The sequence below is a fragment of the Niallia sp. 01092 genome, assembly GCF_052318935.1.
In the GTDB taxonomy this organism is placed as follows: domain Bacteria; phylum Bacillota; class Bacilli; order Bacillales; family Cytobacillaceae; genus Niallia.
This window is the reverse complement of the sequence record NZ_JBQRKO010000006.1, coordinates 123,631-139,675: the sequence shown is the minus strand read 5'-3', so window position 1 is coordinate 139,675 and position 16,045 is coordinate 123,631. Positions and strand designations below refer to the sequence as shown.

Genomic DNA, 16,045 nt, shown 5'->3' with positions numbered 1-16,045 from the left:
ATCAAAGAACAAAAGCGCAAGCGCCTTGAACAGCTCTGAAGAAAAATGTTCACATGACTCAAAAAGTGCTTTTTACTTTTAGAGGCATGGGGTTATTTTTCACAAGAGCTAGGCGCTGGAGCTAGATGCAGACCCAACCGCTAAGTTATCCACAACTCCGTTTCGTTTATAATTTCCTATCAAACTAAAAATCTATGACTTTATTTAAATAAGTTTTTCAGCACAAACCAAACATTCGCCGGTCTTTCTGCTAATCTGCGCATAAAATAGCCAAACCAATCGACACCATATGGTACATAAATTCTTACTTTATATCCTTCTTTAATTAGCTTATTTTGCAGCTCAACACATATGCCATATAACATTTGGAATTCAAATCGGCTTTTATCGATGTGATGTTCAGCAACAAGCTTTTTCGTAAAATCAATTATCTTCTCGTCATGGCTTGCAACTGCAGTATAATGACCATTTAGCAAATGACTTTTAATTATTTTTTTAAAATTTTCATCGACATCTTTTTTTGCTGGAAATGCTACATCAGGCGATTCTTTATAAGCCCCCTTTACTAAACGTAAATTTGCATGTAATCCGTTTAATAGCTCTATATCTTCTTCTGTTCGATATAAATAGGCTTGAATAACTAAACCAACATTGTCAAAATCTCTGCAAAGTTCTTTAAAAAGATCAATGGTTATTTGACAATGAGCATAATCCTCCATATCAATCCGTACAAAATTGTTATATTGTTTCGCTCTTAAGAGTATTGCATTCATGTTTTTCCTGCATAGGTCTTTGTTAATGTCCAACCCAAGCGAGGTCATTTTAAGGGATAAATTAGATTGAACACCAGAAGCGTGGATAGCATCCAATGTTTGTAAACACATGTCAGCTGCTTGATTGACCTCAGCTTCTGTATAAACAAACTCGCCTAAATGATCGAGCGTAACTACTTTTCCTTCATTATTCAGCTCCTTCACGCATTCAATTGCTTTTAAGATGGTTTCTCCTGCAACGAATCTATTAGCCCCAAAACGCAAGCCATATTTTTTAGCCAACTTATTTGCTGAAGTGTTCTTTGCTAATGACTGAAACATATTGCGCATCACAACTTCCAATTTCATTCCCCCCTTTTTAAACATTCACATCACCCATATAACATTAAACACTTTTGTACAAACATATAATTTCAAACATAAATGTTTATTCGTTAAATTAATTATACGATATTGTATATCGTTAACATAGAAATTTGTTAAAAATTCTGACAACTTTTCTTTTGTAAACAGAAAATAAGACTGCCTTTCCATCAGCGTGTCTGATAAAAAAGCAGCCTCTCATTTGTTATTATCCAAATAGTTTATCCCATACTTCCACGATAAAAAATTTCACTTCTACCTTATCTTCTTTTGTTTCCTCTACATATACTGGTTCTTTTTTATCCTTTTGTTTGTTCTCTTTATTTTTATTATCGTTTTCTGTTTTTACTGCTTGTTCTTGCTTTTTATTTTCATTTTCTGCTTTGACTGCTTGTTCTTGCTTTGTATTCTCATTTTCTGTTTTCACTGCTTGTTCTTGCTTTTTATTTTCATTTTCTGCTTTCACTGCTTGTTCTTGCTTTTTATTTTCATTTTCTACTTTCACTGCTTGTTCTTGCTTTTTATTTTCATTTTCTGCTTTCACTGCTTGTTCTTGCTTTGTATTCTCATTTTCTGTTTTCACTGCTTGTTCTTGCTTTTTATTTTCATTTTCTGTTTTCACTGCTTGTTCTTGCTTTGTATTTTCATTTTCCACATTTGCTTTATTTTCTTCTTTTTTCTTCTCTTGTTTTTTTCCATTTTTATCATCAAATCCATCACTTACTGCCACCCCATTGGAAAAGTCAAGAAAACATAATGGAGGAAATAATACACACCACCAGTTTGCTCCTTCGCCTTTCCCTAAAGTGATAAGAATTGCTTCATATTCTCCTGCTGGATATAGAAATTGTCCGTATAATTTAGTTGGAAAATCTACTTTTCCAAATTTGACTTTTACACTTTGATTTTTATTTTCTTCTTCCACTACTTTTTCTGCAATTTGTTGAATTTCCGGCAATTTTGATTGTAATAATTTTTTTGCTTCCTCTTTAGAAGTTAATTCTGATACCCAAGTTGTAATTTCTTTATTTACGGCATCTCTTACTTTTCTTTTTAACGCTTGGTCTTCTTCGTTATCGCTATTTGCCAATATTCTTAATCGAATGGCATCACTTGGAATAACTACTTCATCATTTGCAGTCACTTCATTTTTTGGTATATATAAACTTAACACAGTAGAAATAATAAGTACGAATAAATATATAGTTGCCATCGGTTTTCTTCTCATTTTTTAGCACCGCCCCTTCACTAAAACAGTGTGGACAGATTACTATAATCTTAAACTAGCAAAAAAACTATTTTTTAATAGGATGTTCAAAAAGACACCAAATGATAAGCAGCGAAACACTTCGTTGGCTTGCTTCTATTTAATACCTTTTTAAACTCTCACTTTTAGTAAAATTTTAATAAAGGCTGTTTTCGTATAGATTGTTGCTTTTAAACGCGCAGCCTGAATACACTTCGTCCGTTTAGCGAGCGTCGAGCCTCCTCGTCGCATTCGCTTTTGTGGGGGGTCTCGTCTTTCTCGCATTCCCACAGGAGTCTACGTGTATTCAGTCTGCTGAGTACTTCTTCTCCCATTTTTTTCGTAAAAAACAACAAACTTAGAGAAAACAGCCTTAATAAAAAACCACTTCCAACTATTTATCCAATAGTTAAAAGTGGTTATTCTCTACTTAAAATCCAATCTCTGCAAAAACCATTCTATCTTTTCCATTTATATCAAATACCACTTCGATATTTGCCTCTGGAAACGCTGTCTGCAATAAAGCAGATACTGCTTTACTTTGTCCTGCACCAACTTCAAAACCAACTAAACTTTGTTTTTTTAATACTGAGGGAAGTTCCTTGCATAATCTTCTATATATCATCAGTCCATCAGCCCCTGCAAATAAAGCTCGATGTGGTTCATGTTCTGTTACGATATCCGACATCTCCATTTGGTCACTTTCTGGAATATACGGAGGATTAGAAAGAATAATATCAAATGTTTGTTTTTGTTCGATAAAAGGAGCAAGCAAATCGCCTTGCACAAATTGGATTTTATCTGCACCTAAAATAGACGCGTTTTCTTTTGCAACCTGCAAAGAAGGGGAATAAAGATCTGTTGCAGTCACTAATAGACTCGGTTCTTCTAATTGCATAGAAACAGCAATTGCACCGCTTCCAGTTCCAATATCAGCTAGCTTTAAACCATTTTTCCCTTTAAAAAGTGTATTTATTCTTTTTAAAGTAGCTTCTACTAATTCTTCTGTTTCCGGTCTCGGAATAAGAACCTCTTCATTTACTTTAAACTTTCGTCCATAAAACTCTTCATACCCGATAATATATTGAACAGGTGTTCCTTCCGCATGAAGATAAATATATTTTTTAAATACAGACAATGCCTCCAAATTCATGTCATCTCGAAAGTTCATTAACATTTCAGACCGGCTGATTTGAAGTACATGTCTTAACAGCAATTCTGCTGCGTATTCTTCCCGATTATGTTCATGTAAATAAGAAGAAGCCCATTTTAGGGCCTCAAAAATTTTTACCGGACTATTTTTACACATCAGAAGCACTTTCTAAACGGCTTGATTGTTCTTCAAAAATTAACGCATCAATAACATCGTCCATTTTCCCTTGCAGAATTTGATCTAACTTTTGAATCGTTAAACCAATACGATGGTCTGTGACACGATTTTGTGGGAAGTTATACGTTCTAATACGCTCCGATCTATCTCCCGTTCCAACGGCAGATTTACGTTGTTGATCGTATTCTGCTTGTGCTTCTTGTTGGAATTTATCATAAACACGGGCACGTAATACTTTCATCGCTTTCTCTTTGTTTTTGATCTGCGACTTTTCATCCTGACAAGATACTACTGTACCAGTAGGCAAATGGGTTAAGCGTACTGCAGACATCGTAGTGTTAACACTTTGTCCTCCTGGTCCGCTCGAAGCAAACGTATCTACTCGGATATCTTTTTCGTGAATTTCTATCTCTACCTCTTCCGCTTCTGGCAGACAAGCAACTGTTGCTGTTGATGTATGAATACGGCCGCCCGATTCTGTTTCTGGAACACGTTGTACTCGATGTGCACCATTCTCAAACTTCATTTTTGAATAAGCACCTTTACCATTGATCATAAAGATAATCTCTTTATATCCACCAACCCCTGTTGAGCTTGCATCAATGATTTCAATTTTCCATCCTTGAGCTTCTGCAAAACGGCTGTACATGCGGAATAAATCACCAGCAAATAATGCTGCTTCGTCTCCACCTGCAGCACCACGAACTTCCATGATAACGTTTTTATCATCATTTGGGTCTTTTGGAATAAGCAAAATTTTCAAACGTGCTTCTAGTTCCTCAATACGCGAAGCTGTTTCATCTAATTCTTCTTTCACCATTTCGCGCATTTCCGCATCTAATTTTTCTTCTAACATTGATTTTGCTTCTTTATGCTGTTCTTTTACTTCTTTATATTCCCGGTATGCTTCAACCGTTTCTTGGATATCGGATTGTTCTTTCGAATAATCACGCAATTTCTTTGTATCATTAACAATTTCAGGATCGCTCAATAACTCATTTAACTTATCGTAACGGTCCTCTACAGCTTGTAGACGATCAAACACGAATCTTCACCTCATTTTTCTCCATAACGTATTAATTATATTATAGGCGATAACCCCCGTCAAAACCAAATTAAGCCTACTTTCGATTGAGTCAAGCATTTATGGGCAGTTTTTTTATCCCCCAGAAAAGAATGCGAATTCATTATTTTTTGGTTCTCTCTTGGTACATATTTTTCATTTTAAGGCTTTGTTAATTTTTAATGTTGATTTTAAAAGAAGATCCGCAGCAGGAATACACTTCGCTTTCCACGGGCGAATGCCAAGCCTCCTCGTCGCTTTGCTCCTGCGGGGTCTCGCCTATTTCGCTTTTCCCGTAGGAGTCTTCGTGTATTCCTGCTGCTCGGTGCTTCAAATATAGACAAAAACAACATTATCGTTTAACAGAGCCTACCTGTAAAAAAACCTCCCAATGTCGGAAGGTTCAAATTGTTACAAATTACTGTCTTGTTTTTTTAGCAGTTGAGGGGCTTTAGGCACTTCATGGTGATGACGACAGCGTGGTTCATAGGATTCTGATGCACCAACTAAAATAATCGGATCATCATAAGACGCTGGCGAACCGTTAATTAAGCGTTGTGTGCGACTTGCAGGTGAGCCACATACAGCACAAACTGCCTGAAGTTTTGTAACCAACTCAGCAATAGCCATCAAATCCGGCATTCTCGCAAAAGGTTCACCGCGAAAGTCTTGATCAAGTCCTGCACAAATTACACGATGACCACTATTTGCCAAATGTTGAATGACATCCACGATTTCCTCATCAAAAAACTGCACTTCATCAATCGCTACTAATTCAATATCTGCTGTTACATATTTAAAAATTTCCGCAGATTTGCTGATAGGAATAGCATTTGCTGTCGTACCATTATGAGACACAACCGCCTCCTCGCTATAACGATTATCTATTTTCGGTTTAAATACAATAATTTTTTGTTTGGCAAATTCTGCCCTTCTTATACGACGAATGAGTTCTTCCGATTTTCCAGAAAACATACTTCCACAAATCACTTCTACCCATCCATGCTGTTTCATTACATACATGAAACCACTCCTTCCCAAAAAACAACTCAGCAAAAATTCTTCCGTTTATTTCGTCAACAAAAACATAAGACACTTAAGGATAGAAGGGAAAACATATATGTATTTCCTTCTATTCTTAAACAGCTTATCGTGTAAGGTTAGAATTAATTTATTCATAAAAGAAAGAACAGGCAAGGAATAAAAACTTCTTGCCTGTTCTTGACATTTAATATTACTTAAGGCCGTATTTTTTGTTGAAACGATCAACACGTCCGCCAGCTTCAGCGAATTTTTGACGACCAGTATAGAACGGGTGGCACTCAGAACAAGTTTCAACTTTCATTTCTTTTTTAACAGAACCAGTTGTGAACTCATTTCCACACGCACATTTCACCGTAATTTGATTATAATTAGGATGAATTCCTGCTTTCATTCCTTTTCATCTCCTTCCGCCCTGCAACTTTCGAAACAGAGTTATAAAACAATGAAATTTCATTGTTAATTTTTAAAAACACACTGTGTTCATTATAGCAAGGACATTTCTATTTTGCAACTCGATTCATTATGAATCGAATAATTATAAAAAATCTATTATTTACTACCTTTAAGTTTAAATAACTTACTTGGGTTTTAAATCTATTAAGATCTTTTAGCTGTGCCGGCTTTCATTTGTTCTGCTAACACTGCAAAAAAATCTTCGTTTGATTTTGTTTGTCTTAATTTACGTAAAAATCGCTCTGCAAAATCAGGCGAATCAGACATCGACTTACGAATAGCCCATAGTTTATCTAAATGCTCTTTCGGGATAAGCAATTCTTCTTTTCTCGTTCCAGAGCGGCGAATATCGATCGCTGGGAATATTCTTCTTTCTGCAAGAGAACGATCTAAATGAAGCTCCATATTACCAGTTCCTTTGAATTCCTCATATATTACATCATCCATACGTGAACCGGTATCTACTAAAGCAGTTGCTAAAATCGTTAACGAACCGCCTTCTTCTATATTACGTGCAGCACCAAAGAAACGCTTTGGACGGTGAAAAGCCGCAGGGTCAATACCACCAGATAAAGTTCGACCACTCGGAGGAATTACGAGGTTGTATGCTCGTGCTAACCTTGTAATACTGTCCATTAAAATAATAACATCTCGTTTATGCTCTACAAGACGCATCGCTCTTTCTAATACAAGTTCTGCCACTTTAATATGATTTTCAGGCACTTCATCAAATGTCGAACTTACAACATCCCCTGTAACCGATCTTTCGATATCTGTTACTTCTTCTGGACGCTCATCAATTAATAATACAATTAATTCTGCATCTGGATGATTCGTTGTAATACTATTGGCAATTTCTTTAATTAACATTGTTTTCCCTGCTTTTGGCGGTGCAACAATAAGACCCCTTTGCCCAAACCCAACAGGCGCTAATACATCCATTATTCTAGTAGAAACATTTCTTTGTGTTGTTTCTAACTTCATTTGACGATTTGGATACAATGGAGTTAATGCTGGAAAATGCACTCTTTCTTTGGCAGCATCCGGATCATCTCCATTTACTGCTTCTACTTGCAGCAAACCAAAATAACGTTCATTTTCTTTTGGCGGGCGTACTTTTCCTGAAACTTTATCTCCATTTCTTAAATCAAATTTTCTAATTTGCGATGCAGATATATAGATGTCTTGGGAACTTGGAGAATAGTTTATTGGTCGTAGGAACCCAAAACCTTCCGACTGAATTATTTCTAAAACACCTTCCATAAAGAAATAGCCTTCTTGTTCCGCTCTCGCTTTTAAGATGGAGAAAATCAATTCTTTTTTCGTTAACTTACTATAATATGATACTTTATATTCACGTGCTAATTCATATAGCTCTTTTAATTTCATATTTTCTAAACTAGATATGTTTAATCCCATTTTGACACCACTCTTTTAAATTTTCAGTTATTCCTACCATTGTTTCGAGCATTAATATTAGGAAAGGAATGTTTTTATCATCTTTTTGAGGCAATGTGAAGAAATGCATTGTTGATGCGAGAATAAATTGAAGTAATAACATAAAAAGAATTGTTCTTTATACGAACTGTTTACATATTGTTTTCACACAAGATGAAAAAAATCCATAAACAAAAATACATTAACGTAAAAAGAATCTACCAAAAGCAATCTCTATTTTAACTCTTCCTATAAAAAATGTGCAACAATATTTTTTAAAATAAGTAAATATGTTCAAAAAGCCACCAAATTAAAGCTTCAAATCTCTTCGTTCGTTCGCTTGCTTCTAAATTAGATACCTTTTGGAAAGCAAACTATTAGCACAACTTTACTATTCATTTTTTCAAAAGGAAATAATGTTTTTGAAAGGATAGAGGAATAAGTAAAACTTCCTTCTGCGCGGGTCTTATCGCCGTTTTTGTGAATAAATTCGGCCCCTTAAGTTTTACCATTTTATCTCTTATTCAACTTTTATATACTATAAAATGTTTAAATATAAGGCTCTGTTAAACTTGGCTGTTCATTTCCGTTCCAGGCGTTCGCTTTCCGCGGGCGGTCCGGGAGCCTCCTCGGCGCTGTGCGCCTGTGGGGTCTCCCTCTGACTCGCTTTTCCCGCAGGAGTCTCACGCCTTCCACTCCAATCAACATCGTGCCAACATCAACAATGAGCTTTAACATAGCCAAATATAAAGAAGATTGCTTAAATTAGAGCACCATCTGTAAAGCAGCATCACTTTCACTAACTCTTCCATACAAATAATTAAATTTATCCACTAATTCATATCCAATACCAATTCCATTGTTTTCCCAAAAGATACATATCAGAAGCATAAAAAGTTGCCTTGTTCAGGCTGCTAATGTATTTCAGACTCCTACAGCATCGATTTTTCTTCTTTATAACGAATCAAAACCATAATCAATGCCTAGTAGCTTTTCTCCAATATACGTGAATTAATTAAGCATATCTGAAGTTGCCTGTGTCATCCGCACCCTTTTAACGCAAATTCCATAACACAACCAACTCCATGATCATCTTTCTATTATGCTCCCTTTATTTACGTATTTTTCAGTTGCTCATACTCTTCCTGAGACAGATTTTCTCTCCATATCGTTGCACCTAAGCCATTAAGCTTTTCTACTAAGTTGCTGTAACCCCTATCTATATGTTCAAGCCCTGTAACTTCAGTAACTCCGTCAGCTATGAGACCCGCAATGACTAACGCGGCTCCTGCTCGCAAATCACTCGCTTTTACTTTTGCTCCTTGTAAATGAACAGGTCCATGAATAATCGCGGAGCGTCCTTCTACTTTAATTGCTGCATTCATTCGCCGTAATTCATCAATATGTTTAAATCTAGCACTATATATTGTATCCGTGACCATACTTGTACCCTTTGTTTTTGTTAAAAGAGAAGTAAAAGGCTGTTGCAAGTCTGTCGGAAACCCAGGATACACTAATGTTTTTATATCTACTGCTTTTAAATCAGGATTAGACCTTACATATATTTGATCATCGCTTGATTCAATATGAACATTCATTTCCCTAAGTTTTGCGATTAATGATTCTAAATGCTGAGGAATGACATTATCAACTAAAATGCCCTCGCCAATTGCAGCACCAATAATAATATAGGTTCCCGCTTCAATACGATCTGGAATAATCGTATGACGGCAGCCATGCAATTGATCCACCCCTTCAATTCGAATAACATCGGTGCCGGCACCTTTAATTTTTGCTCCCATATTCGTTAATAAAGTAGCCACATCGATAATTTCCGGTTCTTTCGCTGCATTTTCAATAATCGTTCTGCCTTTTGCTCTTACTGCAGCAAGCATAATATTTATCGTAGCGCCAACACTGACAACGTCTAAATAAATTCGCGCACCTCTTAATTCTTCAGCTCGAAGATAGATCGCTCCTTGTTCATTCGTTACTTGTGCTCCAAGTGCTTCAAAGCCTTTAATATGCTGATCAATTGGACGTGGTCCAAGATGGCAGCCGCCTGGCAATCCTATTACAGCTTTTTTAAATCGGCCCAGCATTGCCCCCATTAAATAATAGGAAGCGCGTAATTTTTTCACCTTCCCATTTGGCATAGGCATTGAAATCATAGATGTTGGATCAACTGTCATATCTGAGTCTGAAAGCGATACAGACCCGCCTATTTCTTCCATAATTTCTTTTAAAATTTGTACATCAGAAATGTCAGGTAATCCCTCAATAGTAACTGGAGAATCAGCTAAAATAGTTGCTGGTATAAGAGCAACAGCACTATTTTTTGCTCCACTTATTCGAACAGTTCCCTTTAATGGAGATCCACCTGCAATCATAAGTTTTTCCATTTCTAACTCCCTTCTAAGCCATGCAAAACAAGTACAAGTTATGTACATAAAAGCACATATATAAAAACTTTGTACAAACAAAACATATCAGAGGTTGTTCAAAAAGTTTGGGAACATAAGCTTGCGATTTTCAGCGTCAGTTTGCTTATCCGCTTCTCAAGTATTTAAATAGAGGATCCTTCTACTAAAAACGCTCACGTCCTGTGAGCAACGTTGAAGTCATCACATCCTATAGAAATCTGATGCTCTAGGCGTTGCTTCCTTGAACTTCTCGGCTCTTTTTGTCCTCCTTTTTGAACTCGCACTATAAAAATTGAATCAAGGCTTGGACGTAAAATCTTTGTTTTATACTAATTACATTATTATACCAAAAAGTAATCTTAATAGGAAAAGGACAAATATTATGTAATGGTTATCAAGTGTTAAAGGGGGGATTCTTTTCACCTTTAACAAAATAACTAGACCATAAAGCTTACTATTTATTGCCTAACATGATAAAGGTTTACTTTTCTAATCTTTGAAAAAGCATAAAAGAACTGAACCGTGACAAAAGTTGAAGAGTACGCAGTAATATATTTTCTTTTGTTAATCAGAAGAAAATATTAGAGGATTTTTTTCAGAAATTAATCCTATTAACTTCTCTAAAGTAATTTCCATTCTAAGTTAAACAATAGATAATCTAAAAACAACTATCTATTTTTTTAACTTAGTAATAGTGTTTATTATTTCCTTCCTTGACTTCTTCGATACTTATTTTAGAAAGGATTCTTCATTATTTGCATTATTTTCGACAGTCTCCTGTCAATTTATAAGGAACAAAACCGCCCAAAACAGGCGGTTTCATTAAAAATAAAGAAAATAAAACATTTTTCTTCAAGGCTGAACAAGGCGTTTACGTTTTTCTTTTATTACGCTTTGTTTGAAGATCCGAACTCTTTGATTTTACCAACAACAGTAGCTTTAATTGCATCACGAGCTGGTCCTAAATATTTACGTGGATCATACTCTTCTGGTTTTGCAGCTAAAGTTTCGCGAACTGCTTTAGCAGAAGCAATTTGGTTTTCAGTATTTACGTTGATTTTAGCAGTTCCTAAAGAGATAGACTTTTGAATGTCTTTTGTAGGAATTCCAGTTCCACCGTGTAATACTAATGGCATACCAGTTAAGCTTCCGATTTCTTCCATCTCTGCGAATCCTAGGTTTGGTTCCCCTTTGTAAGGACCATGTACAGAACCTAGAGCTGGAGCTAAGCAGTCAATGCCAGTACGTTTAACTAGCTCATCACATTCTTTTGCATCAGCGTAAATAACACCTTCAGCAACAACATCATCTTCTTGTCCACCAACAGTACCTAATTCAGCTTCAACTGAAACACCTTTTGAATGAGCATATTCCACTACTTTTGAAGTAGTTTCAACGTTTTCTTCAAATGGATGATGAGAAGCATCGATCATAACAGAAGTGAATCCTGCATCGATTGCTTCTTTACATTTGTCAAAACTTGAACCATGGTCTAAATGAATTGCAACTGGTACAGTGATTTTGTAATCTACTAGTAATCCTTCTACCATTTTTACAACTGTTGTAAAACCACCCATATAACGTGCTGCACCTTCAGAAACCCCTAAAATTACAGGAGATTTCTCTTCTTCTGCAGCTTGAAGAATAGCTTGAGTAAACTCAAGGTTATTTAAGTTAAATTGTCCAACAGCATATCCTTCTGCTTTTGCTTTGTTTAACATTTCTGTCATTGAAACTAAAGGCATTTTTCTTCCTCCTTATTTATGATCGTCCTTTTTTACAAGGTAAGCTTATTAAATTCCCTAAAGGAAGTAAAATATGTATTTATTACCCTAAGTAAATCCAAACGAATCATTTTCCTTTTAAATTCATTTGTATCATACCAAAATAAGTGAAGAAATGCTATTATTCCATCAACTTTTTCTAAATTGTCACAAATAACCAAGTGTTTTTTTGCTATATTCTTACTTTTTTCCGATAATATGTATTTTTTATATGCTAACTTCCTTTACTTTTGAATATATTTTTTTACCGCATCTCTAAGATCATCAATATCAAAAGGTTTTGCAAAATGGGTTAGTGCACCTAAGTCTTTGGCTTCTTGAATCATATCAAGTTCACCGTATGCTGTCATAATAATCACACGGATCTCCTGATTTAATTTTTTCATTCTTTTTAGTATCTCAATACCATCCATACCAGGTATTTTCATGTCTAATAATACTAAATCCGGTGTTTCTTTTGTTACAATTTCTAAAGCTTGCACACCATTTGCCGCTTGAAATGTATCATATCCTTCTTTTTGAAATACTTCATTTAAAAGTATCCGTATCCCAAACTGATCATCTACAATCAATATTTTTCCTTTCATAATAAACCTACCTTTCCTTTCTAACAATCCCCATATTTTTCAACTTTTTTCTTCTTTTAACTTTAGATAACTTTCTACTAATTGGTCAAGATTTCCTGCTATCTTCTAAAATTTTACCTTTTCTCTTCCTTTTCTTATAATACAATTAGGTTATAATAGCGCTTTTTGGCAGATTTTCCTGTCGAATGTTAAGTTATTATTTAATGAGGCTGTTTTCGTATAGATTGTTGCTTTTAAACTCGCAGCCCGAATACACTTCGCGTTCCGCGGGCGAGCGTCGAGCCTCCTCGTCGCATACGCTCCTGTGGGGTCTCGTCTTTCTCGCATTCCCACAGGAGTCTACGTGTATTCAGTCTGCTGAGTACTTCTTCTCCCCTTTTTTCACGTAAAAAACAACAAACTTTGAGAAAACAGCTAAAATCAAAACAATTCATGGAGGGTTATAAATTGCTGAAAATGTTTTCCACCCAGTTGAGTGGGTTATTTAAAAGAATTCAAGACAAGGAGGAATCGATAGAAGATAGCGCTCGTCTGCTTGCTCAAGCAATTGTAGGTGATGGTACTATTTATTTGTTTGCAACTAATGAAATGAGTGGCGTAATTAGTGAAGCAACAAAAAGCGCCGAACCGCTGCAGCATGCAAAAGCTTGGAAAGACCAGGATTTAGCTGACATTTCACAAAGCGACCGATTTCTGCTACTCTCTAGAACTTCTGCTGATCCGGAAGTATTAGACTTTGCTAAACAGCTTCATCGCCGTCATATTTCTTTTGTCTCCATATCGACCATCCTGTCGGAGGAAGAAGAAGGAATACAAAATATTGCGGATGTGCATATTGATTTAACGCTAAAAAAAGCTTTACTGCCAGACGAAGATGGAAACCGATATGGATATCCAGCACTAATGTGTGCTTTGTATGCTTATTATGGAATCAAATTCACGATAGATGAAATGTTAAGAGAATACGATTTATAAGCTGAAAACACTCCATCATATCTACATATAGATTTTTAATCAAACGTTTGTTTAAATTTGTGAAGACACTGGTTCAGTCCTCTTATAAAGAATAGAGGAATCGTAGATAAGTGGGACAAAAAATAATGGATTAGAAAAAAAGCTAACTTCAAATGATAGTTTACACTTTTCATTCTCGTTAGCTTTTTTCTATGTTCTATAAAGGATGTAAATTATCCGTTTCTTTTGTCTAGCTGCAGCGCCCAACGACTCTCGTACTTCACTCTCCTCCTTATGATAAGTCAACATCGAATCGCTTTCGCTCTTCGTGTTTCCTTTATCTCGTTCGGAGTGCTCCAGTCCGTTCGTCGCTAAACGGGCGCTTCCGCTTTTCTTTGTCTAGCTGCAGCGCCCAACGACTCTCGTACTTCGCTCTCCTCCTTACGATAAGTCAACATCGAATCGCTTTCGCTCTTCGTGTTTCCTTTATCTCGTTCGGAGTGCTCCAGTCCGTTCGTCGCTAAACGGGCGCTTCTGCTTTTCTTTGTCTAGCTTCAACGCCTAGCCCTTATGAAAAATAACCCTTCGACTCTAAAAGTAAAAAGCACTTTTGAGTCAAATGAACATTTTTCTTCAGGGCTGATCAAGGCGCTTCCGCTTTTCTTACTTCTCTGCCATTTTGATGCTGGCTCCCACGAAGTCACGGAATAATGGCTGTGGTCTAGTTGGTCTTGAAATAAATTCTGGGTGGAATTGAGATGCTACAAACCAAGGGTGATCTTTTAATTCCACAATTTCTACTAAACGACCATCCGGGCTTGTTCCAGAGAAAATAAATCCAGCTTTCTCCATGTCTTGACGGTATTGATTATTAAATTCATAACGATGGCGATGTCTTTCATAAATCACTTCATCTTGATACGCTTCAAATGCTTTTGTATTTTCTTTTATTTTACAAGGATATAATCCTAAACGAAGTGTTCCGCCTAAATCTTCTATATCTTTTTGCTCTGGAAGCAAGTCAATGATTGGGTAAGCTGTATCTTCCTCAATTTCAGAAGTATGAGCTCCTTCCCAACCTAATACGTTTCGAGCAAATTCAATAGAAGCTACTTGCATACCTAAACAAATTCCAAAGAATGGAACCTTTTGCTCACGAGCGTATTGTGCTGCGAAAATTTTCCCTTCAATTCCACGATCGCCAAATCCTCCAGGAACTAGAATTCCATCTGCATCTTTAAGAAGCTCTGCAGCATTTTCTGCCTTTACTTCTTCCGCATTGATCCAATCAATCTCAATATCAGCATCAAAAGCATAACCTGCATGTTTTAATGCTTCTACAACAGAAATATAAGCGTCTTGCAACTCAACATATTTTCCTACAAGGGCAATTTTTGTTGTTTTAGATAGATTGCGGACTTTATCTACTAACTGAATCCATTCTGTCATATCTGCTTCTTCGCAGTTTAATTTTAAATGTTCGCATACGATTTGATCTAGGTTTTGATCTTGTAATGCTAATGGTATCGTATATAATGTATCCGCATCACGGCATTCAATTACTGCTTTTGTATCAATATCACAGAATAAAGCAATTTTATCTTTCATATCCTGTGAAATTTCTTTTTCAGTTCTTACAACAATAACATTTGGCTGTATTCCTAAGCTGCGAAGTTCTTTTACACTATGTTGTGTTGGTTTTGTTTTCATTTCTCCTGCTGCTTTAATATACGGTACTAATGTACAGTGAATATACATAACATTTTCTCTGCCAATGTCATTTTTGATTTGACGAATCGCTTCTAAAAATGGCAATGACTCAATATCCCCTACAGTTCCACCAATTTCCGTTATGACAACATCTGCATTTGTTTCACGCCCTGCTCGATATACTCTTTCTTTAATTTCATTTGTAATGTGAGGAATAACTTGAACCGTTCCTCCAAGATAATCCCCTCGACGCTCTTTTTGTAATACAGTCGAATAAATTTTACCTGTTGTAACGTTGTTGTATTTTGTTAAGTTAATATCGATAAAGCGCTCATAATGTCCTAAGTCAAGATCTGTTTCTGCACCATCATCTGTAACAAAAACCTCTCCATGCTGATATGGACTCATTGTTCCTGGATCCACATTTATATATGGATCAAACTTTTGAATCGTTACGCTCACTCCACGATTTTTTAATAAACGGCCAAGAGATGCTGCTGTAATCCCTTTTCCAAGTGATGAAACAACACCACCTGTTACAAAAATATATTTTGTCATTTTTAAATCCCCCTTATTTATCAGTTTGTACATATTCCTCTTTTTTAAAGATTATATTTTTTCACAGAGGATTGACACGATATAGCAGATGCATTTATAAAATAGTTATAAACTATGGCTCTTTTTGTATAGATTGTTGTTACTTACCCCGCAGCCTAAATACACTTCGCTTTCCGCGGACGAGTGCCGAGCCTCCTCGTCGCTATGCTCCTGCACAAGTCTCGTCTTTCTCGCTTTTCTAAGCAGGAGTCTACGTGTATTCAGGCTGCTCAGTGCTTCAACCACGTTTGTTATTTTATTCCCAAAACAAACTTTTAGAA

General features: G+C 36.0%; 12 protein-coding genes. 1 reads left to right on the top strand and 11 read right to left on the bottom strand.

Features of this window, described 5'->3' with window-relative positions:
* Positions 1-200: 200 nt before the first annotated feature.
* From ACTXGU_RS07755 to ACTXGU_RS07710, 10 genes are all read right to left on the bottom strand, one after another.
* On the bottom strand, positions 201-1,115 hold the full coding sequence (locus ACTXGU_RS07755; RefSeq protein ID WP_443480932.1) for a proline dehydrogenase family protein: 915 nt from the start codon (positions 1,113-1,115) through the stop codon (positions 201-203).
* A gap of 229 nt (positions 1,116-1,344) precedes the next feature.
* Positions 1,345-2,349, bottom strand: a complete 1,005-nt coding sequence (gene spoIIR, locus ACTXGU_RS07750; protein WP_443480931.1) for a stage II sporulation protein R — start codon at positions 2,347-2,349, stop codon at positions 1,345-1,347.
* A gap of 463 nt (positions 2,350-2,812) precedes the next feature.
* Complete coding sequence (gene prmC, locus ACTXGU_RS07745) at positions 2,813-3,691, bottom strand: peptide chain release factor N(5)-glutamine methyltransferase (protein ID WP_443480930.1); 879 nt, start codon at positions 3,689-3,691, stop codon at positions 2,813-2,815.
* Complete coding sequence (prfA, locus tag ACTXGU_RS07740; RefSeq protein ID WP_443480929.1) at positions 3,684-4,757, bottom strand: peptide chain release factor 1; 1,074 nt, start codon at positions 4,755-4,757, stop codon at positions 3,684-3,686. The genes prmC and prfA overlap by 8 nt, the downstream gene beginning before the upstream one ends.
* A gap of 429 nt (positions 4,758-5,186) precedes the next feature.
* Positions 5,187-5,798, bottom strand: a complete 612-nt coding sequence (locus ACTXGU_RS07735; protein WP_443480928.1) for a thymidine kinase — start codon at positions 5,796-5,798, stop codon at positions 5,187-5,189.
* A 211-nt stretch (positions 5,799-6,009) separates the two neighbouring features.
* A complete protein-coding gene (rpmE, locus tag ACTXGU_RS07730; RefSeq protein ID WP_443480927.1) occupies positions 6,010-6,210 on the bottom strand; it encodes a 50S ribosomal protein L31 in 201 nt (66 codons plus the stop codon).
* A 206-nt stretch (positions 6,211-6,416) separates the two neighbouring features.
* Positions 6,417-7,691: a transcription termination factor Rho gene (gene rho / locus ACTXGU_RS07725; protein WP_443480926.1), complete on the bottom strand. Its 1,275-nt coding sequence runs from the start codon at positions 7,689-7,691 to the stop codon at positions 6,417-6,419.
* A gap of 1,133 nt (positions 7,692-8,824) precedes the next feature.
* Positions 8,825-10,111 carry a UDP-N-acetylglucosamine 1-carboxyvinyltransferase gene (locus ACTXGU_RS07720; RefSeq protein WP_443480925.1) on the bottom strand — a complete coding sequence of 429 codons (1,287 nt, stop codon included), beginning with the start codon at positions 10,109-10,111 and terminating at the stop codon, positions 8,825-8,827.
* A gap of 908 nt (positions 10,112-11,019) precedes the next feature.
* Positions 11,020-11,877 (bottom strand): class II fructose-bisphosphate aldolase, encoded by an 858-nt coding sequence (locus tag ACTXGU_RS07715; RefSeq protein WP_443480924.1) that lies wholly within the window; start codon positions 11,875-11,877, stop codon positions 11,020-11,022.
* 263 nt (positions 11,878-12,140) lie between these two features.
* A complete protein-coding gene (locus ACTXGU_RS07710) occupies positions 12,141-12,506 on the bottom strand; it encodes a response regulator (protein WP_443480996.1) in 366 nt (121 codons plus the stop codon).
* 444 nt (positions 12,507-12,950) lie between these two features.
* Here ACTXGU_RS07710 and ACTXGU_RS07705 point away from each other — a divergent pair, with 444 nt between their 5' ends.
* The gene (locus ACTXGU_RS07705; protein ID WP_443480923.1) at positions 12,951-13,478 is read left to right on the top strand and encodes a DUF2529 domain-containing protein; all 528 of its coding nucleotides are present in this window, start codon (positions 12,951-12,953) and stop codon (positions 13,476-13,478) included.
* Between the two features lie 642 nt (positions 13,479-14,120).
* Here ACTXGU_RS07705 and ACTXGU_RS07700 read toward each other — a convergent pair.
* Entirely contained in the window at positions 14,121-15,725 is a 1,605-nt protein-coding gene (locus ACTXGU_RS07700) for a CTP synthase (protein ID WP_443480922.1), read from the bottom strand.
* Positions 15,726-16,045 lie beyond the last annotated feature (320 nt).